The organism is Acinetobacter sp. YH12231 (genome assembly GCF_013417755.1).
Classification (GTDB): Bacteria; Pseudomonadota; Gammaproteobacteria; order Pseudomonadales; family Moraxellaceae; genus Acinetobacter; species Acinetobacter amyesii.
The window spans coordinates 35,766-61,330 of the sequence record NZ_VPDJ01000012.1 but is presented as its reverse complement, the minus strand read 5'-3'; the positions used below and the strand labels follow the sequence as shown (position 1 = coordinate 61,330).

Genomic DNA, 25,565 nt, shown 5'->3' with positions numbered 1-25,565 from the left:
TATCCTGAACGATGGTCATTATTTTTTAATTTAGGCTGAAGTTTTAGGGCTGCATACGCATTTCATGTAATGATTTGCAAAGAAAAAAACAGAGCTTTATAGCTCTGTTTTCATACTGCGTTTCGAGAGGAATTAAAAGGTAATCACTTTACTTTGATGAGTCACAATATCCACTGGAACAGAGATATGTTGATGAACGATCTTCCATTGAGACTGCGTTTTTTTCATCCCAATGGTATTACGACACCACGAGATCCCCGGCGTCGGTATCCCGCTCTGATCATCAATTTTGGAATAACAGTGCAGAAAGGCAATATCAGGATCTGCATGGATGACCAATTCCCGCCTAAATACCTTTAAGCCTTCACGAAAATACTCCCGATAAAATTCCCACATTTTTTGATATGCCATTAAGCCACGCATTTCACAACTGGCATCAAAAAAGTACACATCTGCTGCGCAGGATTCAGCAATATTTTCAATTTTCAATTGGCAGATGACCTCATCCCAATTGGCTAAAAATTGCAGAATTTCGTCAGCGGCCTGTTGGTCACCAACTATTTTGATTTTATCTTGCATCTCTGGCACCTATTTATTTTATTTTTTATGAAGCATTGTTCTGGGCGGCGTTTGGAAGTTGAATTTTAACGATCTTCCAGCTCCAACCGCGGCGTTGCATACTAAATACGGTATATTTTTCTTCGCTTAGGCCTTGGAGCGGCACATACAGATCAAATCGATTCCAAGCGCTATAGCTGGCTTTGGGTTCAAGTGGCTGGCTTTGCTTTAAAGCAACAGCGGTTGCAGTTTCGTCATTTTTGGATAGTGTTGACGCATAAGGTTGTTCTGCGACCTTATTTTCAGCATGCGTGAATAGTTCAATCCCTGGGCTAATCATGCTCGGATTGGTCAGTTTGGTTATTTCTGGTAGTTGGATCGACTCTTTTAATGCTTTGCCTTGTAAAAGCAGCATGATACTGGTTGGATTGACCAGACTGTCGACTAGCGTTGCACTGAGGACTGTGCTGAGCTGCCCACCCCAAGACTGGGCAAATTCGGGTAAATGCTGTAGCCCAGTTTTCTGTTGAATGAGGTCTTCAACTTGTGGTTTTAGACTCGATTTGACTGCCGCAAAATCGATATATTGAGCAATTTTTTCAGGTTGATTGTGCTCATAGGCTTGACGTATTTGATACAACACCCAATACGGAGACGCAATCATCCAACCCATGACGATGATCAAAATCGTAATGAGCCCATAATACAAAATATGATTCTGCTTATTCATCGTTCACCACTCTAGCCAGTGAAGTTGTGGTACTTCCTTGTACCGTCAAATAAGCCTGATCTGATTGAATAGCGTCCAACCCAACAGCACTTATCTGAGAACCATATTGCTTTTGACCTAGTGATTTTGATGAGCCATCAGGGTTTATTCCCTTTCAACTATCTCTATCAGGTTATTGCAAATTTAAACTGTTAGATCTTTAATTTGGGTACTTGCACCATTGGTTTTAACTGATTCAATGCCTTTATCTCGCGATTGCTCACTGGCATAAAATTGGCTAGTTCCAATAATTTGATGGTTTGCCGCTTTCAAATTGAAATAAGGTTTGCCATTTTTGGCTGTCAGTCGTTCAAAACGGCTGTCATCTGCACTGTTCTTTTGTACAGACTCAATCCCGTTTTGTGCTGATGCTTTCGCTTTGTATAATTCACTCGTTAAAATGATTTCACCGTTACCCGCTTTTAAAACAAAACGGAACTGCTGATCATTAGAGTGACTGATCTCGTACCATCCCGACATAGGTTACCCCTTCATTTTCATTGTTTTATCTATTATTCGATCAGGATTTGTTGTTGGAAATTCAACCTGATCTACAGAATATAAATGAACTCGGTCACATTTTTCAATGTCTTTTTTGATCAGTATAAAGCTCAAAATTTAATCAAAAAGGGATTTTTTAATAAATAATTCCAATAAAAAATAATCCGACCGAAGTCAGATTTCATCATTTTTACAGCATGATGTATTTCAAAATATATGCGCGTTTCTGCATGTAATGAATGTCTTAAGAACTCACGATCTGCTTTGAATACGTCGCTTTATTCATTTCTAAAATTTCCACACAAAGTTGCACTTCTACTACTGAAGCTGTGACATGTTGTTTCAGCACGTCCAATAACAACAATGAAATTTGCTTTTGCACTTCGACCGTTCGACCCGTCAATAATGAAACTTTGGCATGCATATACGCATGTTGAGCGTGTTCATCCAAGCCCACAACAAAATCTTGTTGAGCGACAGCACGGCTCTTAATATCATTGATGGCACTCACATGACCCGATTCAAATAAGGCAGCGTTTAGCGCTTTAAGTAAAGGTCGAGCTTCGACGTCAAGGTTATTGGAATATTCCAAATGAATATGCGGCATAGTAAAGACATTTCAAACCTGTAATGCGTCTATTATGCAGGCTGAAAAGTAAAATCTATAGCGGATTAGATATCAATTTCATGTTTAAGTAGACATCCTAAGCCAAGTGTTGACTTCGCTTAGGATGCTTGAAGGTTGCTTTAGAGCGAACAAAAACGAAACTTAAACTTTTTTCACGTATTCAGATTTGAGTTTCATAGCCCCGATACCATCAATTTTACAGTCAATGTCATGACCATCTGTTGCATCAGCTAAAAGTCGAATATTTTTAACTTTGGTACCAACTTTCACCACTGACGATGAGCCTTTAATTTTAAGATCTTTCACCACAGTAACCGTGTCGCCATCGGCCAATACATTGCCATTGGCATCTTTAATCAGCACCTGTTCATCTGCAGCGCTTTCGCCTTCACGCCATTCGTGTGAGCATTCAGGACAAATCAGTAAGTCACCATCATTATAGGTATATTCAGAATTACATTGGGGACAATTGGGTAAAGACATAAAAGACCTCAAAAAAGATGGATGTAAAAATCCATAAAAACTTAATATAACATTTTTATGTATTTCATGAACTTAAAAACCATAAATATCGTATGGTTTAATCACCTTGTGAAGGTCGTAAATTTCACAACGCTACAGCACTTGAAGGTTTAAATTTTAGATATCTAATGAGGTGTTTAATATTAACGCTTTTAAGATATGCGCATGATTTTTATCCGTATGTTTAGCCGCTGTGAGTAAGGTTAGTGGCTCCTCTTTTTCCCATGCCCGTAGTTGTTCCAACTCGGCTTGATGTGGCTGTATTTCTTGCAAATAGCGCTGTTTAAACTCGTCCCATCGAGAAGCCATTGCCTCATCTTGATGATACCAACGACGTAAATCTGTAGATGGCGTCAATGCCTTCGGCCACAAATCTAGCTCTGCGCTCACTTTACTGATACCACGCGGCCACAAGCGATCGACCAAAATGCGTTTACCGTCGTCTGGGCTTATCTCATCATAAATACGTTTAATGTGTACAGTCATTAAGCCCTCCTTCGCCTATTTATAGTTTTTCGATCATTCTTCAGATTATTCATCGGGGATCGCTGGATTCACTAAAAAAGCCAGCAACTGTAAAGACTCCTGCCACCCCAAATAACAGGCATCAGGTGGAATAACGCTCGGCAACCCTGCCTGTACAATCGTCACTTCGGTTCCTACGGAGACCGCTTTAAACTCAACAGTGACTTCGATTTCACCAGCTAACTCTGGCATATCAAATTGGTCTGTATAGCGCAGTAAATGATTCGGCACGACTTCATGATAATCACCATGAAAAGCGTGTGTGGTTCCCGTTGAAAAATTTTGAAACGACATGCGGTACGAGCCACCTACACGCACATCCGAATGCTCCACATGGGCCGTAAATCCATGCGGTGCCATCCATTTCACCAAAGCATCTGGCTCCACAAAGGCACGATAAACGCGCTCTACAGGCGCACTAAAAACACGATGTAATCGAACAGTATTGCTCATGATGATGTCCTTGTGTCATTGTTTTCACTGAATCATCCACATGCATTCACCCTCGCTTTATCGTCCATTTTTATCACACTGAAACGTTCTAAATGAAACAGCTTTGAGACATGCGAGAAAGGTCATTGCTGTTCAATACTATAGTGAATCCTACAGATTGATCCCATCACTTTAACGCAATGCCGTGTTATGTTTTGTGAGCTGCATTTATATTGATTTTTATAAAAATATTGAAAAATCAAAATTTTACACAATTTCTCTAAAATTTAAATAATAAAAAACCCAGTTGAAAGACTGGGTTCTTGTTGCTAAAGATGCAATAGTGAGACTTAGCTCAATTGTGCTTCATCTTCTTCCAGATCATCATCTTCATAGATATAAGCCATACAACCCCAGCCATCATATTCGCCCGAATGTTGTTCCGCAATTTTAATAAACCACTGCTCTAAATCAACGATATCTTCATAATCAGGTTCCATATAGACATAGACCGTGATAATCCATTCCACGCGATCTGATTCTTCATCTTGGAACAACGAAATTTTTTGCTCTTCTTTCAATAAATACAATGCACACTGTTCAGCCTGCGCTTCGTTCGAAAAGGCAATTGAATATTCGATTTCGTGCGGCACAGATAAATCATCACCATCTTGCTGCATCTGCCACAGCACATTGCCATTATCATCATCTGGAAATTGTTTAAAATCACGAGTCATTGTACTTTCCCTTATCGTTTATGAATTTTATTCTGTTGACTTAGATTAACGGATAATTGTTGCAATTTGCATTAGCGAAATCTCTTTAATCAGAAATAGACCGCCGAAGTGATCTTTCTGATAACAATTCAAATTAAACCACAACATCCATGTGGGCCTGAGTTTCTTTGAGATGTAAAACCAAAGCTGCCATTTTCAATTCTTCTAAGCGTAATTGTAGATAACTGTCGAGTACCCGTGCCTGACTAAAATGTACACCATGCGCATTGAGCAAGGTGAAATCATCCGCCAAAGCCTGCAATAGCTCACCTAAGTTTTTGGTATTTAATTGGGCTAAATACAAATCAGCACGACTATTAAACACCAATGTAAATAATTGCATCGCAGCCAAACGACGTTCTTCATCAACATAATTACAGTTTGCAGTCGATTGCTGCTCCATTGCATCAATCATTTTGCAACGTACCGCAGTCAAATTTTGCTTTGCCGCAGATTCATTCATACCATCCATCAGCTGATCTAAAATACTCTGTAAAGGCAAAAAGAACGCTGACTGATAGCCCCGTATTTTGTTGTCCAAAGCACGGTTGATGTTTTCCAAATGCTGCTGATCCAGCGCTTGGCTATATAAACCTTTTAACTCGGCACGGGCTTGTTCCTGCGTTTGTAATTTGGCTTTTTCTTGATATTTGCTCAAATACTGACGCACTTGTTCGATCTTGGCGCGAATATCATTCAACATGATATCTGCATTGGCTTTGGTGACTTCTAACAAGCCATCTGCCTGTAAAGTTCGATACTCAACATATTGTTCAATATCCACAATATGTTGATATTTCGCTACTTTATCGACTTGGATTTTTAAGCCACTGTTTTGAATGCGTAATTGACTGATTTCATAATTCAGTTCATCTTGTTGCGACTCTGTTTCAGCCAGTTTTAACCGCGCACGATCGAAGTTTTCCTGCAGTGAACGTAGGGTTTTATCATTTTTCAATTTGCGGTTATAAACAAAAAGGAGAGCCACAATTAATAGGATGATAAGGACGATTAAAGCAATATTGATCATTTGCCAATCCTCAAAATAAGCTTCAATAATTTAAGTTTATTCCCCAAAACAAACCAAATTTATAAAAATTAAAATCAATAATTTATTTCATATTAGCAGAATAAATGCAAAAAACTGTATTTATCTGACCAAATACACACTTGCACACAATTTAACTAAAATGCTGTTTTAAATCATTTTAATAAAATATTTTTATATTAAAAAAGTAATCATTCAATATTCATTAGAAAATATAATAAAACCTTAAAAATGGCGTTTATTTACTAAAAGCTACAAAGAAATTTAATATCAATCTTTCTAAATTTTTCACATACTTTATAGAGATATTTAAATTATTTATATATCCCCAGAATTGGGGATATAGTGTATATCATGAATCATTTTTAAGCAGAAAAACCTATTTAAAGCTGTAGATATTCTGCGCTTTTTACGAGTCCCAAAGGTTTTAATTCAATGCAGCAGTTTTTATGAACAATGAGCATTCACATGAATATGCTTTAAAATTCTGCCGCACAATGAATATGAACAGCTTGTTGAGTTAAAGGCTGGGTAAATGCCAGATCGCAAGCATGTAACGCCATCCGTCCGAGTGAGCTCTGTTTTGCATTCGGGTGATACAGTTGATCCCCTGTAATTGGGTGCCCAATATGCATCATGTGTACACGTAGCTGATGAGAACGCCCTGTCACTGGTGTTAATAATACTCGGCTAATGTCCTTGCTTGCGTCATAGCTAATGGCTTGATACAAGGTTTTTGAGGGTTTGCCCAATTCAAAATGCACCATCTGACGTGGGCGATTTTCCCAGTCCGTAATGAGGGGCACTTCAACACTGCCCTCACCTTCAAGTTTGCCCTGAACTAAAGCCACATATTGCTTTTGAACCGTCCGCGCTTGGAACATTTTACTCACTGCCACTTCTGCATCGCGGTGTTTCGCAAACATCAAAATGCCTGATGTTGCCATGTCTAAACGATGGGTAATTTTTGCAGCAGGATACTGCTCCAAAACACGAAGGTAGGCACTGTCATGATGCTCAGGCAAACGTCCCGGAACCGACAACAATTCCGCCGGTTTTTCGATAACAACCAAGTCTGCATCTTCATACAAAATACGTAGAGGACCTTGAGGCGGCGCATAGACAAAGTTGGGATCTAAAGGCATGGATAGACTGTGTACTGGGAGAATGTCGGCAAAATAACAACTGACTAATTCGCTGTCAATCGACTTTGGCCGATCAGGTCTAACCCTAACGATTATTGGTCCCCAATTTACCAAAGGCTGGTGCTAATGAATGAGACAAATCATCCTCCAGTAACTGTAAGATGCTTGCACTCGTGGTTAAAGGATACTGATGTAGTGTGATGCGATATTTGCCCTGAAACCACTGCGATAAATGCAAGGCATAGGTTCGTTTAGGCCCAAAACCTAAATGTTGTTTTAAACGATTCTTTATACCTGTCCGTGATGATCCGACATACAGAATGTGATTGGGTTGATTTAACTTGGCGCAAGTATGGGTTTTCAATGCCTTAAATGCAGCATAGTCCTGATATGTCTGCTGTATATCGCCACCAACTTGCTCTATCACATAAATATAATGTGCGTGTAGAGCAAGATCATCAAAACTTGAAAACTCAAATATACGCTCAGCTTTAGTCTGCTGTGCCTGCAGACAATCCTGTATCAATTGATCAAGATAACCCATAATAAAATTATTTAAAATTTAGATAGTTAAGCATAACAACTTTGTGAAAAAGGACAATCCGAAGCTTAGATTAAGTTTGAGTTGTTCTGCGTGATATTCATTACATCAGCAATGATCAAAGTTTGTCTGGAATGAATGCGAAGTTTGGAATTTTGAAAAAGATGGAAGGATTTATTATTCGATTGAATTCTTAAAAATTTTTTAGGGTGTAAGAGAAAACAGTATTGTTTACTTCAACTATCATCACTTTGTAAGTCATGATCTTATAGCCTATAAACTTCTGGTTTATAGCGTCCTAAGCTGAATCGAGACCTTTTGGGTGAGTACTGTACTCGTGTTTTGCACCACTGACAGCATGCTACTCTTTTCAATCTCTATCACACCCTTGAGATATATAGTAGTGGTATCGATGAGGGATTGTTTCCCTGAAAATTACTATTTTTGACTTATTTTAAAAATATTTTTCACATTTAAAGATATATTGAAAATATTTTCTTCTTGTATCATGTTTTAGCATTTTTTCCATCTGATAAATGACTTTTCCCGAGAATTTTCGCCAAGACTTAGTACTCAAATAACAATTATTTATGCTGTTCAAAGCACACTATTGCTTCTTTTTACTCATTTCGGACAGTAAATCCAACTGAATTTCCTGAATCTTGGCAAGACGATCCCATTGATGCATCAACAAATGATCTATCTTTTCATGTAAATGGCGAATTTCTAATTCAGCTTTTAAATTCACTTGATAATCATTTTCCGAACGCATGCGGTCTTTAGCTTCTTGACGGTTTTGGCTCATCATAATAATGGGCGCTTGTATGGCAGCGAGGCAAGACAACATCAAATTCAGCAAAATAAAAGGATAAGGATCAGCAGGATGCTTCACCATTACCACCGTATTGACTAAAATCCACACTGCTAAAAACAATGTAAAACAAATAAGAAATGCCCAGCTACCGCCGAATGTTGCAATTTTATCCGCTAGCCTTTCGCCAAAACTCCACTGCTGATCCAGCTTTTCTTCAACATTTTTGCTAATCAGATCATGCTGCTGCATGCTGTTCAGCACTTCATATTCTAAATTGGAGACTTCGCCTTGTTCGGAGTTCAGAATTGACTGTACATATTGCATACGGTATTTGGTCAAATCAGTTTGGCATATATAGTCCTGAGCACCAGATTCAGGAAAATCCTGTGCAATTTCTTCTGTAATGACTTTACGCACGATTCCCATTGGAATCATATTTTTCAGTGGGAAACTTTTTTTGCACACCAAACAAGTACGGCATTCTACTTTCCCGTTCATTCTTGCCTTGCCCAATTGAATTTTATGTTCTTTTGAGCATACTGTTTTGCCTAAATTTAATGCAAGCAGCTTGTGCTTTTACACTCAGTATTTTTTATGGTTAAGCCTATTTTAGATAGTGCAATGCAATATAGGGGGTTAAATTCAAAAGTAAAATACCAATTTTATAGACAGCCATTCCACCATAATGAATAGCGTCAAACTGCTGATCGCTCAGCTTAAACCACTGCCCATGCAGGCGTTTCATCCAATCTTTAGCAAAGACAAATACCACAAACCAAATGATTAAAATCAGATAGTTAATCACTAAGCTATACAGCAAGAAATCGCTTAAATGACTCAAGTTCATGGCAAATCTCCTAAGCGTATTTTTATCCTTAGTTTATGCCCCTTTCGAGCAATTGAATATTGCTTTTAAATTTCCGCTTAGATTTGGACTATTTTTAAGAGAGATGCCTGACGATCTTTGAGCTTGTGCTGATTTAACTGGTGTGGTTTGTTTTGTGCGGATTAAAGGAGTAATGATTTATTATTCTTTTTTATTTTGGCTTAAATTTTTGGGGTGGTATAAGAGAAAACAATGTTGTTTACTTCAACTATCATCACTTTATAAGTCATGATCTTATAGCCTATAAACTTCTGGTTTATAGCGTCCTAAGCTGAATCGAGACCTTTTGGGTGAGTACTGTACGCGTGTTTTGCACCACTGACAGCATGCTACTCTTTTCAATCTCTATCACACCCTTGAGATATACTTTAACCAAAGGGCATCGGGATTAATTTCCTAAGTTTTTCTAATTTTCCACAAATTCAGCAAATTTTTTCAGCCATTTTAGATTTAGCAGGATATTTTATCTTTTCAGCTCATTTCAGCGTTTTTTATCTGCAGATTTGTCCAATTATAAGAAAATTTTCTTTTACAACAGCTCAAACGTGCAAATACAGCGTCAAACTTAAAATGTATAGCCACTGAGCATTCATCCCCCTTAACTTCATACATCTAGGTTGAACACGACTCACAAAGTATCGTCCTCTGAGTAGAGATCTAAGCCTATCCATGTTCTGCCGATATTAGGGTTGATCTATTCAACGAGGTATTGGTCAATGAGCTAAATAGCTTTGTACCCAGTGTGCGCTAAACCACCAACCACTACATGCCGCCATGCCACAGAGTAAATTGGCCAAAATTTTATTCATTCGACTGAGGTCTGATGCATATATTTTGAGATTGATCAGATATGCAATCACGGCATATACCAGTCCAATCGCACCACCAATGATGATCAGGATCAAAGGCCATGCTGCATAGGCATGCGCCTCTGCTGGATATTTTGTAGAACGGATGGTTTCTGTGGTCATGCTGTATATCCTATTAATAACGCGATTACCTTTTTTAGTTAGCAATTTCTGCGCCATTTTTCTTGGATATACAGCTTTATTTCAAGGTTAATGCATGTTGAATTTCTAGCTTTGACTACAGCATTTATCGCAACCGACAACTTTTTCTGTTGGCCAGCTCATTCGTGCACGCTTATAAGCGAGTTCGAAATTGGCAAAATAACCAATCAATATTTGCTGGTCAAATTGCGGCATGTCTACACATCCTTGCGTACCATTGTGAATTAAATGCGAGCCATTCGTTAAGGCATTTTCATCCACTATAAATTTAATCATCTACCATTCCCCTCATTATTTTTTATAAAATTCAAATGATTAATAAATCCATATAAAAATTATGTGATTTATAATCACATAATAAAATTATGCCTTTATTGTTCAAAAATCAACCATATTTTAAAGATATTTTTAGGCGTCTCTTGGATGACTTAAACGCAGAATGATGTGCTCTTTTAGGACAGATAGTTGCAATTGTTTGATCAAATTTATGTGCTTAAGCCGAGTGCTTTGAATGTTGAGTAAAGGTATTTTTCACTCGAACTGACATCAACAAATACGGCGTCCAAATCAGACAACCCATAGTACTCGTCGCTAACTGCATGATGGTCTCTGTATCAAATGCATTTTTATCACTGAATAGCACACTCAAAATGGCACTATCACATAACTGTACCAATAAAAAACTTGCCATAAACGTAATATAGAATGTTGGAAAGTAAAGATGCTTACTAAAAAATAAGTAGACAGCACAAACTGAAAGTAAGAAAAATACAATATTTAAGATGCTTTCTATATAGAGTAAATACATCAGAGTTGGATAATAAAGTTCCGATTTTTGATCACTTATTTGACTTAACGCCTCATTTTGAAAAAGTTGATATAGGCTATAAATATCAAATGAAAGCAATAGTAGTGATAGGACAATTTTTATCCCCAACACAATAAGCCACCCGCCCAAACCTTTTAAATTCCTCTGATTGTTCTTTTTTTTGTATCACTTCTCATAATTTTAATAATCTTTATCAAACGCTGAAAAACTCAGTTTCGGATTTTTATTTCTATATTTATTAAGCATAACGCAGATCACTCACTCTAAAAGATGGATTCATTTTAGAGTGAAATGTTGATTGGTTTATAAAGGGGTGTCGACCTGTACAGTTCGTTTCTGACGAATGCGGCGAACCAGCCAGATCACGATTGCAATCACTAAGATCACAACAAAAAATGGAACTAAAAAGGCCAATACTGACAAGACTGCAGCACCAATCCATTCTCCTGTAGATAAGATGGGGTTTGCAACGCCACCTGTGGTTGCGGTAGATACACCACGCGCAGCGACAGTACTCATTTGCACTGCTGTTGCTGTACCACCACCCACGATAATTGCTGCAGCCCAACTGGCAAACTGTGACATTTCACCTGAGCTGACTGCCATTGTGGCAATCGTCCCTGCAATCATGGCTGCAGGTGTTGAAATGGTGTCGAGCGCATTATCTACCCAAGGAATATAGTAAGCTGCAATTTCACAAACCGTCGCAATTGCTAAGCCAATACAAACCGCAGGCATAGACAACCATTCGAATCCTTTCATCGGTTCGAATAGTCCTAAAATGGAAGCAACACTCATCACCAATAAAGGTACAAAGACACGGAAACCACAGGCAGCACTTAAGCCAATACCAATACACAGTCCTAATATTGTTTCCATGGGCTTCTCCGAATGGTCAAACGTACAATTTGTTTTTATATATGCTGTGTTATACGTTAGCAAAAAGCCCTATCGAGTGATAGGGCTTTTCTTTCTAAACAGCGGATAACTGTTAGTGTTTTGCAGCTTAAGCATTCTTATTGTTAAATTGATTGCCTTGGCATTTGGTACACGGTGGTAAACGATCAGTACCAATTTCTAAGTAGACGCGGTGTCCGCATTGAACACAAAAATAGAAGCCTGTTCCGGGTTTTTGACCAGCAGTAACCATTTTTGTTCTCCATGTGTTTTTAGAAATGGTAGATTCAGTATAACCCTCTTGTGATGAATGTCTATTGGTCATTTCGACAATTGATAATGGCATTTAGGCAAAGCATAATTTCGAATGGAAATTTTGGTGGGTTTACAGAGATTTGCTGAGCCAGTTTTCTACTTGCAGTTCGTCTACACGCAGAAATTCTTTTTCATTGTTTGTGACCATGACCCAATTATTTGATCGTGCATGAGCAGCTAGCCATAAATCGTTATTGCCAATTATTTGCCCCTGAAGCGCTAACTGTTTTCGAATTTGAGCATAGTGTACGGCGGTGTGTTCATCTAACTCTATAACAGGAATGATTGAAGTTAATTCATCGATAACTTTGAAAGCTTTGTCTTTCCATTGGCTTTTTTCCGCACCAAAGCGAAGTTCCCCCAAAGTAATCACTGAAATAAAAATATTGCCGTCAGGTAAATGTTTTTCAAAATGCTGACGGACAATTTCGGGTTGATGCTTGGTGATATAAATACAAATATTGGTATCTAATAAATATTGTGTTGGCATTAGAACTCTTCTCGTTCTTGCGGTGGTTCATCCACTCTTGTTTCTGCATAAAAGTCGTCTGGCATTTGTGCCAAAACTTTAAATAACTGTTCTGCTGTGACTGGTTTTTCTCGCAGTATAACCTCATCGCCACGGCGGAAGATTTCTACTTCTTTGCCTTCAAAGCGAAACTCTTTAGGTAAGCGTATGGCTTGACTACGCCCTGTCATAAAAACTTTTGCGGTAGTCATAAGGCGACTCCATGTATTTTGATACATACCTCATGATAGGTATTTTTCAAGTGTTTTTCAATTACATTAAAACATTTACAAATTCGTAGAATCTAAAAGACCTATTCTCTTTAGCATTAGCTTACCAAGTGGAGTAATCAATCTATAAGAAATCTCAGGCACCCCGTGATTATTAAACTTTGGTAACTTCGTTTTACTGTCAACTCTATAAATTGATCGAACAAGTCCTAACCTTTCTAAATGTAATTTATAACTTTCCTGAATATCTTTTTGTTCTAAGATACTATCATCCACACCAATATAGGCTCTAATCGGCTCAAGTACATTTTCATGTTTACGACGAAATTCCTGATCACCACCTATTGTTGGATCTAAAAAAGAACGTAACCAAATCACTTCCTGATCATTAAGTTCACCTAGTAACTTTAATACATACTTACTATCTGCAATATTTTTGACTTCATCCGATATCCCATTGCAAACTAAATTTGCAATATATTCCCGTCTCTCATTTGTGAGTGATCTAGATGCCTGAACAAATCCTTCTTCTATAAGATCAATAACTGCTTCATTAGTTCTAACAATTTCTAAAAATTCACTGTCTATTTGCTGAACTTATTCATCTAATATTTTTATATATTTAACCAATCTATCCATTCGCTGATCTGGAATAATAGCCCCAACAATTTCTGAAAGTATAGAACCAAAACCTGGTACTAAACCTACTACTGCCTTGTAAGTTGCAACCCTGGTATCGAGAAAATTTGTGTTTAAGTTGTTATCCGTCATCTCATCTCCTGAATGTAGTTTTACTAATAACAGTCAACCGACTTTTTATTTTAAAATCATATATGTAATTGATGCTGCTAAAAAAATCATTGCAAGAAAAAAATTAATACCTATATTCACTGAGGTAAGACCAAATGTAAAATATTTTTGATCTAATTGAATAAGTCTTTCTTTCAATATATTTTTATACGCTAAATCTATATCACTTTGATCAATTTTATTTTCATACAGATTAAGCATCTTTTTGAAATTATTATTCTCTGCTAAATACCAAGCCTTAGTATTAACAACTTCACGAGCTACCATAATAATGATTATTATAAAAGCTAGCCATTTTAAATAATCATTTGGAGCACTAAATGCACCTAAGATAGCTAAAAATAACCATACACCCTGCTTATTTAGGTCTTTAAAATAACTAATGATTGCTTCTTCTAACTCAAAAACCTTATGAAAAATATCCTCATTTTCCAAAATATTATCCTCCAGAAAAAAGGCTCCTAAATTGGAGCCTTTCTCTCAATCAAGCCACATTCCCTTCTAAAAAGTCCTGTGCAAAGCGTTGCAACACACCACCCGCTTCATACACATGCACTTCTTCTTCGGTATCCAAACGGCAAGTCACAGGCACTTTAATGATTTCATTTTTACCATCAGCAGTTGAACGCTCTACCACCAAAGTCAGGTCAGAACGCGGCGCAATATTGCCAATCACGCTATAAAGCTCAGTACCATCAAGCTTCAAGGTTTTACGGTCAGTCCCTGCTTTAAACTCAAGCGGTAACACACCCATACCCACCAAATTTGTACGGTGAATACGCTCAAAACCTTCCGCCACAATCACTTCTACACCTGCAAGGCGCACACCTTTGGCAGCCCAGTCACGGCTCGAACCCTGACCGTAGTCTTTACCTGCAATGATGATGAGCGGCTGCTTACGGTTCATATAAGTTTCAATCGCTTCCCACATACGCATCACTTCGCCTTCAGGCTCTACACGCGCTTTTGAACCTTGTTTGATCGTGCCGTCAGAACGAACCACCATTTCATTAAACAATTTCGGGTTGGCAAATGTTGCACGCTGCGCAGTCAAATGGTCACCGCGGTGGGTTGCGTATGAGTTAAAGTCTTCTTCAGGCACGCCCATTTTATGTAAGTACTCACCTGCAGCCGAATCCATCATGATCGCATTTGAAGGCGATAAATGGTCTGTGGTGATATTGTCAGGCAAGATCGCAAGCGGACGCATATTTGACAAGGTACGCGGTGCAGCCAAAGCCCCTTCCCAATACGGCGGACGGCGGATATAAGTACTTTGCGGACGCCAGTCGTATAACGGGCTTGCCGCTTTTTCACGCTCACCCAAGTCAAACATTGGGATATACACTTTCTTAAACTGTTCAGGTTTAACCGCTTCTTTTACTAATGCATCAATTTCAGCATCAGACGGCCAAATGTCTTTCAAGTAAATTGGGTTACCATCTTTGTCATTGCCCAATGAATCAGTTTCGATGTCAAAACGGATCGTCCCTGCAATCGCATACGCCACAACTAAAGGAGGCGAAGCCAAGAATGCTTGTTTTGCGTATGGATGGATACGTCCGTCAAAGTTACGGTTACCTGAAAGTACCGCCGTTGCGTACACATCACGGTCAATAATTTCTTGCTGAATCACTGGATCGAGCGCGCCCGACATACCATTACACGTGGTACATGCATATGCCACGATACCAAAGCCCAGTTTTTCTAAATCACCGAGTACACCTGCTTCTTCTAGGTATAAAGCGGCTGCTTTAGAACCTGGTGCAAAAGATGATTTCACCCAAGGTTTACGTACTAAGCCAAGCTCATTGGCTTTACGTGCAAGCAAACCTGCAGCCACGGTATTACGTGGGTTTGAAGTATTGGTACAAGAGGTAATGGCCGCGATGATCACCGCGCCATCTGGCATTAAACCTTCTGCTTCTTGCGCACGTGCTGCTTCTAAGTTGCCTGCAATACCTTTGGCTTTTAGGTCAGCCGTCGATACACGTGCATGCGGGTTCGATGGCCCTGCAATGTTACGGGTTACTTTCGACAAATCAAAACGCAGTACACGCGGGTATTCCGCAGCGGTCATATCAGACGCCCAAAGACCGATTTCTTTGGCATAGCCTTCAACCAATTTCACTTGATCCGCTTCACGGCCTGTCAAAGTCAGGTAATCAATGGTGTTTTGGTCGATGTAGAACATCGCTGCCGTTGCGCCATATTCAGGGGTCATGTTCGAGATCGTTGCACGGTCACCCACTGACATGCTGTCAGCACCTTCACCGAAGAACTCTAAATAAGCACCGACGACACGTTCTTTACGCAAGAATTCAGTAAGTGCTAACACGATGTCAGTTGCGGTAATGCCCGCTTGACGCTGACCAACAAGTTCTACACCAATGATGTCTGGCAGACGCATCCAAGATGCACGGCCGAGCATGACATTTTCAGCTTCTAGACCGCCGACACCGACAGAAATCACACCCAATGCATCAGTATGCGGCGTATGTGAGTCTGTGCCCACGCAAGTGTCTGGGAATGCTACGCCTTCACGGTTTTGAATTACTGGAGACATTTTCTCCAAGTTGATTTGGTGCATGATGCCGTTGCCCGCAGGGATCACATCGACATTTTCAAAGGCTGTCTTGGTCCATTCAATGAAATGGAAACGGTCTTCGTTACGACGGTCTTCAATCGCGCGGTTTTTCTCAAAAGCGTCTGGGTCAAAACCACCAAACTCTACAGCTAGAGAATGGTCAACAATCAGCTGTGTTGGAACAACAGGATTGACTTTTGACGGGTCGCCACCTTGATCTGCAATGGCATCACGCAAGCCTGCAAGGTCAACCAAGGCTGTTTGACCGAGGATGTCATGGCACACCACACGTGCAGGGTACCAAGGGAAATCGTGGTCTTGTTTGCGGTTAATCAGCTCTTTTAAAGATTGTTCTAAGATTGCAGGGTCGCATTTACGAACCAACTGCTCTGCAAGGACTTTAGATGTATATGGGAGTTTTGCGTATGCGCCTGGCTGAATATCTTCTACGGCTTGGCGTACATCGAAGTATTCTAGCTGGGTGCCTTGCAGCGGTTTACGGTAGTTGTTGTTCATAGCGTTCCTGCCCTCGGTCTTTCATTTTTTTGCGTTGTCTTTTTCATAGACAATTCATCTTTGTTCGATAGGCATACTACACTGCCGAAAACCCATTTCCCAAATCTCATATATTTCATATAGTTAAATATAAAAATAGGGGTTTTTGAAATATTTAGTTACACTAACTTTGGAATATTCGCTCTAAATATGAATTTTTTTGAAAAATAGCTGCAAATCCGCCTCATTCTTTAGTCTAAGGTAAATTGCACTGCATAATATTTAATCTAAATATCAACCAATTTGGTTAATAATCAGTCTTATCAATTTTAGTATTTAATAATCAAGGCATTAAATTACTTCATTAGCTCATGGCGCCTTAAAGCCATAATGTGAATCAAAACACGGTTTTATTATTTATTTTATCTTAATTCTCAATTTATCCCTATTTGCAGGGATAGCGTCGAATCACCCCTCTCTCAGATAATAAAAGCACGACATACAAGCACAGTAACTCGCTGTACTCGCCAAAATAATCACAATATTTACAAAATCTTAGCTAAATAAATCTGCGATTACTGTTCTACCGTCATTATGCTTTGGGGAAAGATCATGACAAAATTTAAAACCATCATTGGGGCTGGCTGCCTCTTAAGCTGTCTCAGCTTCATTGCCTGTGGCGACAACGACCAATCGACAACAGATTCGACGATTCAAGAAGAGGAAGTAGACTCACCGACTGTCGTCTCGAATCCACCACGTTTGAAAGCCAATGCACAAGGTGAACATGAACTGCTAATTGCCTATAAACGCCAAGCCTTATACGACCCTGAAACCGGTGAAAATGACCTATTACAAGTCAGAGGCTATCTAACTAAACCTGAACTCTGGAACTCGAAAAATAGCGATGGCAGTGTTTCTGATGTGCTGGTCGGCCCACAAATTCGTGCAAAACAAGGTGACAATTTAAAAATTCATCTGGTCAATCATCTCCCTGTTGAATCGACGGAGACCTGTCCAAGTCCAGTAACCAATATTAACCAAGGGAACTGTTTTAACACCACAAATTTACATACACATGGTCTTTGGGTTAGCCCGCAAGGAAATAGTGACAACGTATTTTTGAGCTTAAAGCCTCAGCAAGATTTTCATTACGAATTTAAGATCGAACCGAATCATCCTGCGGGAACATTTTGGTATCACTCGCATGTGCATGGTTCAACCGCGATTCAGGTCTCAAGTGGCATGGCTGGCCCTTTGATTATTGAGGGAGAGCGAAAACCCGTCATTCGTCAGGGGCAAATTCAGCAGACTGGTGATTTGGACATCTTATGGAAAAATCAAAAAACCCAGCAGTATGACCATGAAAAAATCATGCTGTTCCAGCAGATTCAATACAATGAAGATTGCGACAGCAATTTAAGCCAAGTGAATGGTACACCCTGCATCTATAGCTTAGAAGATTATTCAAAACTCGATATACCGACCTCTTGGGCCGATGAAAATCGTTTTACCAGTATCAATGGCAAAATGTTTGGTGAAATTAAGGTGGATCAGAACCAATACCACCGCTGGCGCATGATTCACGGCGGTATCCGTGACACCATTGGTTTGACCATCAAAGAACTGCCTGATTCTGCGCTCTTTACCGCAGAGCAAACCCTTAGTGAATGTCAAAAGTATCAAAGCAAGTCGATGTCTTCACAGTTTAAAACGCTGAAAACATTACCGTTATATACCCTTGCACAAGACGGCTTGACCATGGGGAAAATCCAAAAGCAAGGGATTGAAATTTTTCAGCCGGGTTATCGCTTTGATGCCATGCTCTCCTTCCCGACCACCAATAAATACTGTGTATACGATGCCAAGCTCAATCTGGAAGATGAAATTAATGCGCCTGAATCAAGTCCATTACTTCGTCGGGCACCAGAAGAAAAACTCAATACACAGCTCCTCGGTTGGGTCAATGTAAAAGCAACCCAACTACCACAGCAAACGCCGTTTAACTTCTTAAAAAGTCAGGCCACCCAATTGAAACTGGCACCAGAAGTAATTGCACAGCTCGAACAGGGTGATTTATCAGCCTTTATCTCGCATGCGAGTTTAATGACCGCTGAAGTCGATGAAATGCTCAAAACGATGGCGAAGCAAATCACCAACTTTGACATTCTGTTCAATACAGATGGCAGCTTTAAATTTGGTATTCGTCATGCCGAAGAAGGTACCTTGATCAGCTTTGGCGATGCCTACCATGATGAAGACCATACCCACCATAGCTATGTCCGCAAGCTTCCAATCGGGCAAACTCAAGAGTGGGAGTTAAGCAGTAATGTTGCCAGTCATCCCTTCCATATTCATGTCAATCCATTCCAAGTCGTGAAAATATTGAATGAAAATGGTGTCGATGTCAGTGCGATCGGCAGCTCAGATAAAGATGGTGCAGGAAATATTGACTCGCAATATCATGGAATGAAAGGCGTTTGGAAAGATACGCTCTTCGTCAAACAGGGCTATAAAATCTTTGTACGCAGTAAATACGAAAAATTTGAAGGCGACTTTGTGCTGCACTGCCATATTTTAGACCATGAAGATCAAGGCATGATGGAAACCGTGCGTATTTGTGGCGATCAATATGATTGTAATAGTGAACCGCCTTCACATCATTCCACTATGGATATGACTGCAAGCGATATGCCGACACACAATCACTAAGACAGATCTCTGCTGTACAAAAGCCCATATCAATATGGGCTTTTTGTTTGCCTAACACTGCGGCTTGCTGCAAAATAACATGATTAATGATATCTAAAATTTATACTGAGGCTGGTCATGACAACGTCTATGGCATTCACATCTTTTTCTCTCAACGGTGTCGATGCACAAAAATTTCTACAAGGGCAAGTGACTTTGCATGTTGAACGCCTTGAAGAAAATGCAACACGTTATACTGCAATCTGCGACCTCAAAGGCCGTATTCATTTTGGTTTATGGCTCACCAAACACAGTGCTGAAAGTTTTTCTATTGTCACAACGGCAGATCAAGCCGAAGAATTTGCCAAACATATTAAAAAATATGGTGCATTTTCTAAGATGAAACTTGAAGAAACTGGTGCAGTTTTTCCGAGTTTAGTTGGTGATGAAACGACATTTACTTCGGAACCGACGGATGTTGTTGCATGGGAAATTCAAGCGATTCAAGCGGGTCAGGCCTATATCGACCAAGCTATTGAACATGTGTTCCAACCGCAAGAGTTACGTCTACATCAGCGTGAAGGTGTCCACTATGACAAAGGCTGTTATTTGGGTCAGGAAGTGATTGCACGCTTATGGTTTAAAGCCAAACCGAAAGCTTGGCTGCATGCGATTTCAGGTACAGGCGCTACTCCTGCACAAGGCGAACAGCTGAATAAAGGCGTACAAGTAGTCAATAGCGCAGCTGTGGAAAATGGTTATGTAGCATTGGTTGTTGCTCGTCCAGAAGCTTTGGAAGAGTTAGATGTAACTGTTTTAGCCTTGCCTGAAGCTTTGAATGGTGATGTGGCACGTCCTGCTTAAGCATCTTAATTTTGAAAATAAGAGCCAAATTACAAAAGTTGTTTGGCTCTTATTCTGATTACTATTTAAAATTACAACAAAATATAAAGATTTATAAAAATGCTCATCCCTTTCCCATTTCGCTTTTTCTTATTGAATTGCCTCATTCTCTTCAGTTGTTTTATATCACCAAATATTTATGGCGAGATAGATTCAGCAGTATTGGAAGAGCTAAAAAATAGCAATGTGGTCGATCAAACCAACTCGCTTTCCCGCGATGAAATTGTCCAGTTGAAAAAGCAAAACGAGCAGCTTTATCAGCAAAAGCATATCGACTTTAAAATTTTGATGATTCCCTCGACCAATGGAAAACCTATTGATCAATATGCACTTGAGATATTCAATAAACTTAAAATTGGCAATGAGAAGCTCGATAACGGCTTACTACTTTTGGTTGCAAAAGATGATCGTAAAATGCGGTTCGAGGTAGGTTATGGTTTAGAGGGAGATTTCACTGATCTAGAAGCTGGGCGCATAATTCGACACACACTCGCTCCAAATTTCCAAAATAATGACTATTTTAATGGCTTTAAAGAAACACAAAAAAAGTTACTAGATAAATCAATTACTCTTGGTAAACCTAAAAACGAAGATCAAAAAATAGATCACATTCTAAAAACAATAGCTGGAATATTTCTATCATTCTTATTGTGTATCCCACTCTATTGGTGTTACACAAAAGTGATTATTAAATTTGGTACTAATGGTGCCTTAGGTGCTTTTATTGGACTCCTTATCTTTGAAATTTTTATTCATCTTTTGATTTTTGGTTATTTAAATTTTGGAAAAATTGCATTTTTACTTTGCGCATCTATTCCTCTTTATGCCCCTTTTATGTTGACTATATTTCTTCCCTTCAATGAACCATACAGATTACTTAAAACTATTTTATACAGCTTACCACTTCAGATTTTTGCTTTATTTGGCTTCGGGATTTTTTACTTCATTGAATTCTATCCTCAAATATCACTCATTATATTAACATCCATAACCACTTGTTTTATTTTACTTTTATTAAGATATGCAGTGTTTTTATATCGATTCAGAGCAGGTACTGAAAACACCTATCTCACCGCTTTTTATAATCAATATTTACAAGAAAAAGCACGTCAAAAAATGTTGGATGAACAATATGAGCGTTTAAATCCTTTCAATAGAACGAACGAATCAAGTCAGTCTTCTTCCTCTAGTTACAGCTCTTCATCGTCAAGCAGCAGTTCTTCATCAGGAAGCAGCTCAAGTAGTTCTTCCTCATCTTCCTCACGAGATTCAGGAGGAAGCTCAGGCGGCGGCGGCGCATCGGGTTCATGGTAATACCTAAAACGAAGTTGCGATTAAAGATTAATTTTTTAAAATCCAATCACTCAAAGCCAAAGCCTAAAACTTTGGCTTTTTATCACTCATTTTTCTCTCACATAGTAAATCACCCCTGCCCGATCATCCGAAAAATAAAAAGATTTTTCATCGATCTTATAAATATCGGCAGGCCGCCCATTTACCGCTTTACCAACTAAAAAACCATCCATAAAGGTTTCAAGTTTTTGCCCTTTACGCATAATTGCAATTTGATAGCCATGGCCAATCGCTTCGTCGGTAGAGCCATGCAAAGCCACTAAAAAAGAATTTTTGATGGTGTCATCTGTGTCTGGATGGTCAAAATAATCAAAACCCAGTGCTGAGGAATGCGAAAGGAAATAAGCATAGGGCGATGGAACATTTTTACAGCCTGATGCACGTTTAAATTTAGAGTCCGCCAAGACTTTGCCCTGCCATGAATAACATGCGGGCCAGCCATAATCGGCATCCCGCTTTAACGCATAAAAAGTTTCATCTGGCTTTTTACTTCCCAAATAATCAGAACCTTGATTGGTCGCAAATAGAAATTTTCCGATCCATTTTAGCCCAACAGCATTACGCAAACCTGTCGCATAAATCCGTTGCTCTGAACCATCAGGATTCATCTCAATGACGGAGGCTCGTACTTTTTCTTTTTCAACACAGGCGTTACAACTCGAACCAACCGACACATAAACTTTTCCATTTCCACCGATAGCAATCGTCCGAGTCAGGTGCCAACCGCCGTATTTATAACTCAAACCATAATCTGGAAATGTCGCTAAAACCTCAGCCTTACCCGAAGGCTGAGTTTCACCTCTGTTGAATTTTTGCCGTGTCAGTTGGTGCGTTTCTGCCAAATAAAGCCAATCCTGTCCTTGAGCATCGGTATAAAACTGAACTGAATTTGGATTTCTCAAACCGGTCAGATAAGGAATGATTTTGCCAAATTTACCTGTGTCAGCATTCCAATCATCCAATATATACACAGTACCTTTTTTATTATCTGTTAGATCATACATATCCGTGACAAACATTCTGCGATCAGGCGCTTGCGCAAAAAAGCGTACCCGTTTGAGACCTTCAGCAGCAGGAATGATCTCGAAATTTGTAGGCAAATTTAAAGAAAACTGCTTGCCATTTTTTAAATGGATTGGATGTGGAACAAGCTTGGGTTGTTGCGCCCAACTGGTTATTGAACAGACGAAACTAAGGATCAAGATGGCGCTTATTTTTATCATATTTAAATACATCTCAATGAATCATGTATATCTGTATTCATCATAGATGCCTTGTATCTATTTTATTCAATTTATATTTTTAGAAAATATTATACTTTTGAAAATAAAGATTTTTTAAATCACATACGCTGTGGCAGTACGCAACAGTCAAAAATAAGGAAGAACTTTATTCCCCCTCACTTCTTCGTTTTTAAATCATGATTTTAATCAAAATCCATGAAACAGCTTATTCATGTCTTTGCATACATATTCTTTAAAATGATAGGCGCGCGCATGTTTGGCATCAAATTTAGCTTCTAAATCGCCTTTTTTGAAAATATAAACACGATCCTCTTTACTGACTAAAAACTCTGCGCCCAGTTTCATCAAAAGCGCATCAATTTTATCTTCATCTGCAATCGATTCATCTGCATTAATTTTATCGTAATTGCGTTTAATGCCTTTAATAAACATCGCGCTGCCTCTGAGAAAATAACAATGCGCGATTAAATCAGAGTCCTGCTTTTTTGCAAAGGCTTTTGATGCAATAAAGTCGTAGCATTTAAAGTGCAAATGGCAATCAACATTATTTTATAAAAACGCTTTAAATCACAATTCCTCACTTTACATTTACGTAAATCTACCTATGATGTAAAAACCGACAAAAATAACCACCAAAACACATAAATGGAATTATGTGTATGATTTAAAAAAGGTTTCAAGATGAAAAAAATCCTACTTGCAAGCATTTTGGCAATGAGCACTCAATTGGCTTTTGCTGAAACTAAAACAGATGCCGTCGATCCTGAATTTGCTAAAGTGGAAGCTATGGTCAAGGCCAAAGATATGAATGGCGCCTACCAAACACTGAGCAAGCTTGCAGCAAAAGGTAATGCTCAGGCCATTTATAATTTGGGCTATCTTACTCAAACAGGTCAAGGCGTAGCGAAGGATGAGAAAAAAGCCATCCAACTCTATGAACAGGCTGCAGCCAAAGGCTACCCAGTTGCTAACTATGTTTTAGGTAAAAATTATGCAACGGGCACACTGGGCTTAAAACAAGATACCAACAAGGCCAAACAATATTTAGAACGCGCATCTTCGGCAGGGTTTGACGATGCCTCCATCGACTATGCCATTTTACTTTTTGCAGAAAATAAACCTGAGTCAGATAAATTGGCGCTCAGTAAACTTGATCCGCTGATTAAAAAAGGCAACTACCCTGCGATTCATGCCAAAGCGCTTTATGACATCAGTGCGGGCTTTAAAGCTAAAAATGAAAAGCCTATTCAGCAAGGTCTGAATAGCATTCAAGAGTTAGCAAAAAAAGGCTATGTCCCTGCATTGATGGCGGTGGGCAATATGTTTGTAAATGGCAATATCATCCCGCAGAATTTGCCTGAAGCTAAAAAAATATTCAGTGCATTAGCCAAAGAAAATATTCCGCAAGCCAAAGAATCTTTGGCAACCGTGGATAAAATGATTGCTGAACAAGCTAAACCACCTAAAGCCAATGCGAAAAAGAGTTAATTGAGCATTAAAAAAGCCCTGCACATGCAGGGCTTTTTTATAGGTTCATGCAAATCTTGAGCTGATCAAAATCACGCCCACCACAGACTGATTAATACGCCTGTTACGACAAAGCCCAAGATAGTACTCATCAACAAAGGCGTTAAGGTCTTTTCATTTAAGCCATAAACTTGTCCTAGCATGGCAAAAATCGTCGGCATCGGTAATGCGGCAATAATCGTCCCTGCATATAACATCTCTTGGCTGACATCGGTCAAATAACGTAAGCCTAAATAAGTCAGTAAAGGCATCACCAAGTTGCTTGAAATCACCAAATAGAAGCTCTGAGCATTCACATACTTTAAGCTCATACCGACAATCCCTCCACCAATTGCAAACAGTGCCAGTGGTGAAGCCGTTTGACCTAACATCGCCAGTACATCATTGATTTGATGAGGTAAACGAATTTGGAAAATTGCAAACCCAATCCCTAGCATTACCCCTGCAAAGAGTGGATTTTTTAACAGGGTCATTAAGGTATTTTTGATGATGTCGCCAATATTGGCTTTTTGCTGTGAACTTCCTAATTGTGCAAGGACCAGCACCGTTGGAATCAGTAGCACACTTTCAATAATGACGATTAGTGAGGTATAGGTCATCGCATTTTGACCGACCAATAAGCTTAGGACTGCAGTGCCAATTAAGCCTGTATTTGACATGCCAGCGCCTAATGACAGTACCGCTGTTTGCGACATATTATTTTTAAAATGTGTCGACAATAGCCAATAGGCCATACCATACAGTAAAAACGTGACTCCGGTATAAACAAAGAAATAGCCGGGATACCAAATTTGATGCAAATCTTTAGAAGCTAATGACTGAAAAAACAAAGCCGGCAGTGCAATCTTAATCACAAATGCACCAATGGTTCCGACCTGTTCTTTACTCAATAAACTGCATTTTACAGACAGATATCCCAAGGCCAAAAGAAAAAAGATTGGACCAATCACCTCAAAGACCATACGAAATATCCTGTGTAATAGACTCTTCCATCCACACCCTCAACCTGAGAGTGTGGATC

At 39.2% G+C, this 25,565-nt stretch carries 31 protein-coding genes; 4 read left to right on the top strand and 27 right to left on the bottom strand.

The window, feature by feature from the left end; genetic code table 11:
- Positions 1-132: 132 nt before the first annotated feature.
- The 24 genes from FTV11_RS09020 to acnD form a co-directional block, all read right to left on the bottom strand.
- Positions 133-579: a nuclear transport factor 2 family protein gene (locus FTV11_RS09020; RefSeq protein WP_218946117.1), complete on the bottom strand. Its 447-nt coding sequence runs from the start codon at positions 577-579 to the stop codon at positions 133-135.
- A gap of 25 nt (positions 580-604) precedes the next feature.
- Entirely contained in the window at positions 605-1,288 is a 684-nt protein-coding gene (locus tag FTV11_RS09015; RefSeq protein WP_180004734.1) for a DUF2939 domain-containing protein, read from the bottom strand.
- 183 nt (positions 1,289-1,471) lie between these two features.
- Positions 1,472-1,807 carry a YegP family protein gene (locus FTV11_RS09010; protein ID WP_180009306.1) on the bottom strand — a complete coding sequence of 112 codons (336 nt, stop codon included), beginning with the start codon at positions 1,805-1,807 and terminating at the stop codon, positions 1,472-1,474.
- 265 nt (positions 1,808-2,072) lie between these two features.
- Positions 2,073-2,435 carry a 5-carboxymethyl-2-hydroxymuconate Delta-isomerase gene (locus FTV11_RS09005; protein ID WP_180009304.1) on the bottom strand — a complete coding sequence of 121 codons (363 nt, stop codon included), beginning with the start codon at positions 2,433-2,435 and terminating at the stop codon, positions 2,073-2,075.
- A 162-nt stretch (positions 2,436-2,597) separates the two neighbouring features.
- The gene (locus FTV11_RS09000; RefSeq protein ID WP_168378554.1) at positions 2,598-2,939 is read right to left on the bottom strand and encodes a zinc ribbon domain-containing protein YjdM; all 342 of its coding nucleotides are present in this window, start codon (positions 2,937-2,939) and stop codon (positions 2,598-2,600) included.
- Between the two features lie 156 nt (positions 2,940-3,095).
- Positions 3,096-3,464 carry a DUF488 domain-containing protein gene (locus FTV11_RS08995; protein ID WP_180009302.1) on the bottom strand — a complete coding sequence of 123 codons (369 nt, stop codon included), beginning with the start codon at positions 3,462-3,464 and terminating at the stop codon, positions 3,096-3,098.
- A 45-nt stretch (positions 3,465-3,509) separates the two neighbouring features.
- The gene (locus FTV11_RS08990; RefSeq protein WP_078191122.1) at positions 3,510-3,956 is read right to left on the bottom strand and encodes an SRPBCC family protein; all 447 of its coding nucleotides are present in this window, start codon (positions 3,954-3,956) and stop codon (positions 3,510-3,512) included.
- Positions 3,957-4,285: 329 nt separating this feature from the next.
- A complete protein-coding gene (locus FTV11_RS08985; protein WP_168378552.1) occupies positions 4,286-4,672 on the bottom strand; it encodes a ribonuclease E inhibitor RraB in 387 nt (128 codons plus the stop codon).
- A 133-nt stretch (positions 4,673-4,805) separates the two neighbouring features.
- Positions 4,806-5,741 (bottom strand): hypothetical protein, encoded by a 936-nt coding sequence (locus FTV11_RS08980; protein WP_180027254.1) that lies wholly within the window; start codon positions 5,739-5,741, stop codon positions 4,806-4,808.
- A gap of 497 nt (positions 5,742-6,238) precedes the next feature.
- A complete protein-coding gene (locus tag FTV11_RS08975; RefSeq protein ID WP_078191125.1) occupies positions 6,239-6,904 on the bottom strand; it encodes a pseudouridine synthase in 666 nt (221 codons plus the stop codon).
- A gap of 85 nt (positions 6,905-6,989) precedes the next feature.
- Positions 6,990-7,448 carry a GIY-YIG nuclease family protein gene (locus FTV11_RS08970; protein ID WP_180027255.1) on the bottom strand — a complete coding sequence of 153 codons (459 nt, stop codon included), beginning with the start codon at positions 7,446-7,448 and terminating at the stop codon, positions 6,990-6,992.
- A gap of 604 nt (positions 7,449-8,052) precedes the next feature.
- Positions 8,053-8,757 (bottom strand): DUF1003 domain-containing protein, encoded by a 705-nt coding sequence (locus tag FTV11_RS08965; RefSeq protein WP_180027256.1) that lies wholly within the window; start codon positions 8,755-8,757, stop codon positions 8,053-8,055.
- A 106-nt stretch (positions 8,758-8,863) separates the two neighbouring features.
- Complete coding sequence (locus tag FTV11_RS08960) at positions 8,864-9,106, bottom strand: DUF6868 family protein (RefSeq protein ID WP_078191128.1); 243 nt, start codon at positions 9,104-9,106, stop codon at positions 8,864-8,866.
- Positions 9,107-9,858: 752 nt separating this feature from the next.
- Positions 9,859-10,116 carry a hypothetical protein gene (locus FTV11_RS08955; RefSeq protein ID WP_180027257.1) on the bottom strand — a complete coding sequence of 86 codons (258 nt, stop codon included), beginning with the start codon at positions 10,114-10,116 and terminating at the stop codon, positions 9,859-9,861.
- A gap of 105 nt (positions 10,117-10,221) precedes the next feature.
- Positions 10,222-10,431, bottom strand: a complete 210-nt coding sequence (locus tag FTV11_RS08950; RefSeq protein WP_078191130.1) for a hypothetical protein — start codon at positions 10,429-10,431, stop codon at positions 10,222-10,224.
- Between the two features lie 217 nt (positions 10,432-10,648).
- A complete protein-coding gene (locus FTV11_RS08945) occupies positions 10,649-11,113 on the bottom strand; it encodes a DUF2569 domain-containing protein (protein WP_180082307.1) in 465 nt (154 codons plus the stop codon).
- A 174-nt stretch (positions 11,114-11,287) separates the two neighbouring features.
- Positions 11,288-11,863, bottom strand: a complete 576-nt coding sequence (locus tag FTV11_RS08940; RefSeq protein WP_111884815.1) for a DUF4126 domain-containing protein — start codon at positions 11,861-11,863, stop codon at positions 11,288-11,290.
- A 127-nt stretch (positions 11,864-11,990) separates the two neighbouring features.
- On the bottom strand, positions 11,991-12,206 hold the full coding sequence (locus FTV11_RS08935) for a hypothetical protein (protein WP_111884814.1): 216 nt from the start codon (positions 12,204-12,206) through the stop codon (positions 11,991-11,993).
- Between the two features lie 60 nt (positions 12,207-12,266).
- Complete coding sequence (locus tag FTV11_RS08930; RefSeq protein ID WP_078192327.1) at positions 12,267-12,686, bottom strand: type II toxin-antitoxin system VapC family toxin; 420 nt, start codon at positions 12,684-12,686, stop codon at positions 12,267-12,269.
- Complete coding sequence (locus FTV11_RS08925) at positions 12,686-12,916, bottom strand: antitoxin (protein ID WP_180073868.1); 231 nt, start codon at positions 12,914-12,916, stop codon at positions 12,686-12,688. The genes FTV11_RS08930 and FTV11_RS08925 overlap by 1 nt, the downstream gene beginning before the upstream one ends.
- Before the next feature lie 75 nt (positions 12,917-12,991).
- Entirely contained in the window at positions 12,992-13,312 is a 321-nt protein-coding gene (locus FTV11_RS17115) for a hypothetical protein (protein ID WP_257223226.1), read from the bottom strand.
- A gap of 219 nt (positions 13,313-13,531) precedes the next feature.
- Entirely contained in the window at positions 13,532-13,705 is a 174-nt protein-coding gene (locus FTV11_RS17110) for a hypothetical protein (RefSeq protein ID WP_257223225.1), read from the bottom strand.
- A gap of 45 nt (positions 13,706-13,750) precedes the next feature.
- Positions 13,751-14,179 (bottom strand): hypothetical protein, encoded by a 429-nt coding sequence (locus FTV11_RS08915; RefSeq protein WP_180073867.1) that lies wholly within the window; start codon positions 14,177-14,179, stop codon positions 13,751-13,753.
- Positions 14,180-14,228: 49 nt separating this feature from the next.
- A complete protein-coding gene (acnD, locus tag FTV11_RS08910) occupies positions 14,229-16,847 on the bottom strand; it encodes a Fe/S-dependent 2-methylisocitrate dehydratase AcnD (protein ID WP_180073866.1) in 2,619 nt (872 codons plus the stop codon).
- 591 nt (positions 16,848-17,438) lie between these two features.
- Here acnD and FTV11_RS08905 point away from each other — a divergent pair.
- The 3 genes from FTV11_RS08905 to FTV11_RS08895 all read left to right on the top strand — a co-directional run bounded on the left by FTV11_RS08905 (position 17,439) and on the right by FTV11_RS08895 (position 21,734).
- Complete coding sequence (locus FTV11_RS08905; RefSeq protein WP_180073865.1) at positions 17,439-19,538, top strand: multicopper oxidase family protein; 2,100 nt, start codon at positions 17,439-17,441, stop codon at positions 19,536-19,538.
- A 117-nt stretch (positions 19,539-19,655) separates the two neighbouring features.
- Entirely contained in the window at positions 19,656-20,381 is a 726-nt protein-coding gene (locus tag FTV11_RS08900) for a folate-binding protein YgfZ (RefSeq protein ID WP_257223224.1), read from the top strand.
- 99 nt (positions 20,382-20,480) lie between these two features.
- Positions 20,481-21,734 carry a YgcG family protein gene (locus tag FTV11_RS08895; protein WP_180073864.1) on the top strand — a complete coding sequence of 418 codons (1,254 nt, stop codon included), beginning with the start codon at positions 20,481-20,483 and terminating at the stop codon, positions 21,732-21,734.
- Between the two features lie 86 nt (positions 21,735-21,820).
- On the opposite strand, the gene FTV11_RS08890 is transcribed toward FTV11_RS08895, so the two are convergent.
- Together FTV11_RS08890 and FTV11_RS08885 are read right to left on the bottom strand one after the other, a co-directional pair.
- Positions 21,821-22,996, bottom strand: a complete 1,176-nt coding sequence (locus FTV11_RS08890) for a sorbosone dehydrogenase family protein (RefSeq protein ID WP_180073863.1) — start codon at positions 22,994-22,996, stop codon at positions 21,821-21,823.
- A 207-nt stretch (positions 22,997-23,203) separates the two neighbouring features.
- Positions 23,204-23,449, bottom strand: coding sequence for a hypothetical protein (locus FTV11_RS08885; RefSeq protein WP_078191141.1), 246 nt, complete (start codon positions 23,447-23,449; stop codon positions 23,204-23,206).
- Between the two features lie 249 nt (positions 23,450-23,698).
- Here FTV11_RS08885 and FTV11_RS08880 point away from each other — a divergent pair, with 249 nt between their 5' ends.
- The gene (locus tag FTV11_RS08880; RefSeq protein WP_180073862.1) at positions 23,699-24,505 is read left to right on the top strand and encodes a tetratricopeptide repeat protein; all 807 of its coding nucleotides are present in this window, start codon (positions 23,699-23,701) and stop codon (positions 24,503-24,505) included.
- Between the two features lie 71 nt (positions 24,506-24,576).
- On the opposite strand, the gene FTV11_RS08875 is transcribed toward FTV11_RS08880, so the two are convergent.
- Positions 24,577-25,506, bottom strand: a complete 930-nt coding sequence (locus FTV11_RS08875; RefSeq protein ID WP_180027265.1) for an AEC family transporter — start codon at positions 25,504-25,506, stop codon at positions 24,577-24,579.
- Positions 25,507-25,565 lie beyond the last annotated feature (59 nt).

Excerpts from the sequence above, each read along its gene's own strand:
- FTV11_RS09020 (WP_218946117.1), bottom strand. The coding sequence starts at position 579 with ATGCAAGATAAAATCAAAATAGTTGGTGACCAACAGGCCGCTGACGAA.
- FTV11_RS09015 (WP_180004734.1), bottom strand. The coding sequence starts at position 1,288 with ATGAATAAGCAGAATCATATTTTGTATTATGGGCTCATTACGATTTTG.
- FTV11_RS09010 (WP_180009306.1), bottom strand. The coding sequence starts at position 1,807 with ATGTCGGGATGGTACGAGATCAGTCACTCTAATGATCAGCAGTTCCGT.
- FTV11_RS09005 (WP_180009304.1), bottom strand. The coding sequence starts at position 2,435 with ATGCCGCATATTCATTTGGAATATTCCAATAACCTTGACGTCGAAGCT.
- FTV11_RS09000 (WP_168378554.1), bottom strand. The coding sequence starts at position 2,939 with ATGTCTTTACCCAATTGTCCCCAATGTAATTCTGAATATACCTATAAT.
- FTV11_RS08995 (WP_180009302.1), bottom strand. The coding sequence starts at position 3,464 with ATGACTGTACACATTAAACGTATTTATGATGAGATAAGCCCAGACGAC.
- FTV11_RS08990 (WP_078191122.1), bottom strand. The coding sequence starts at position 3,956 with ATGAGCAATACTGTTCGATTACATCGTGTTTTTAGTGCGCCTGTAGAG.
- FTV11_RS08985 (WP_168378552.1), bottom strand. The coding sequence starts at position 4,672 with ATGACTCGTGATTTTAAACAATTTCCAGATGATGATAATGGCAATGTG.
- FTV11_RS08980 (WP_180027254.1), bottom strand. The coding sequence starts at position 5,741 with ATGATCAATATTGCTTTAATCGTCCTTATCATCCTATTAATTGTGGCT.
- FTV11_RS08975 (WP_078191125.1), bottom strand. The coding sequence starts at position 6,904 with ATGCCTTTAGATCCCAACTTTGTCTATGCGCCGCCTCAAGGTCCTCTA.
- FTV11_RS08970 (WP_180027255.1), bottom strand. The coding sequence starts at position 7,448 with ATGGGTTATCTTGATCAATTGATACAGGATTGTCTGCAGGCACAGCAG.
- FTV11_RS08965 (WP_180027256.1), bottom strand. The coding sequence starts at position 8,757 with ATGAACGGGAAAGTAGAATGCCGTACTTGTTTGGTGTGCAAAAAAAGT.
- FTV11_RS08960 (WP_078191128.1), bottom strand. The coding sequence starts at position 9,106 with ATGAACTTGAGTCATTTAAGCGATTTCTTGCTGTATAGCTTAGTGATT.
- FTV11_RS08955 (WP_180027257.1), bottom strand. The coding sequence starts at position 10,116 with ATGACCACAGAAACCATCCGTTCTACAAAATATCCAGCAGAGGCGCAT.
- FTV11_RS08950 (WP_078191130.1), bottom strand. The coding sequence starts at position 10,431 with ATGATTAAATTTATAGTGGATGAAAATGCCTTAACGAATGGCTCGCAT.
- FTV11_RS08940 (WP_111884815.1), bottom strand. The coding sequence starts at position 11,863 with ATGGAAACAATATTAGGACTGTGTATTGGTATTGGCTTAAGTGCTGCC.
- FTV11_RS08935 (WP_111884814.1), bottom strand. The coding sequence starts at position 12,206 with ATGACCAATAGACATTCATCACAAGAGGGTTATACTGAATCTACCATT.
- FTV11_RS08930 (WP_078192327.1), bottom strand. The coding sequence starts at position 12,686 with ATGCCAACACAATATTTATTAGATACCAATATTTGTATTTATATCACC.
- FTV11_RS08925 (WP_180073868.1), bottom strand. The coding sequence starts at position 12,916 with ATGACTACCGCAAAAGTTTTTATGACAGGGCGTAGTCAAGCCATACGC.
- FTV11_RS17110 (WP_257223225.1), bottom strand. The coding sequence starts at position 13,705 with ATGACGGATAACAACTTAAACACAAATTTTCTCGATACCAGGGTTGCA.
- acnD (WP_180073866.1), bottom strand. The coding sequence starts at position 16,847 with ATGAACAACAACTACCGTAAACCGCTGCAAGGCACCCAGCTAGAATAC.
- FTV11_RS08905 (WP_180073865.1), top strand. The coding sequence starts at position 17,439 with ATGACAAAATTTAAAACCATCATTGGGGCTGGCTGCCTCTTAAGCTGT.
- FTV11_RS08900 (WP_257223224.1), top strand. The coding sequence starts at position 19,656 with ATGACAACGTCTATGGCATTCACATCTTTTTCTCTCAACGGTGTCGAT.
- FTV11_RS08895 (WP_180073864.1), top strand. The coding sequence starts at position 20,481 with ATGCTCATCCCTTTCCCATTTCGCTTTTTCTTATTGAATTGCCTCATT.
- FTV11_RS08890 (WP_180073863.1), bottom strand. The coding sequence starts at position 22,996 with ATGATAAAAATAAGCGCCATCTTGATCCTTAGTTTCGTCTGTTCAATA.
- FTV11_RS08885 (WP_078191141.1), bottom strand. The coding sequence starts at position 23,449 with ATGTTTATTAAAGGCATTAAACGCAATTACGATAAAATTAATGCAGAT.
- FTV11_RS08880 (WP_180073862.1), top strand. The coding sequence starts at position 23,699 with ATGAAAAAAATCCTACTTGCAAGCATTTTGGCAATGAGCACTCAATTG.
- FTV11_RS08875 (WP_180027265.1), bottom strand. The coding sequence starts at position 25,506 with ATGGTCTTTGAGGTGATTGGTCCAATCTTTTTTCTTTTGGCCTTGGGA.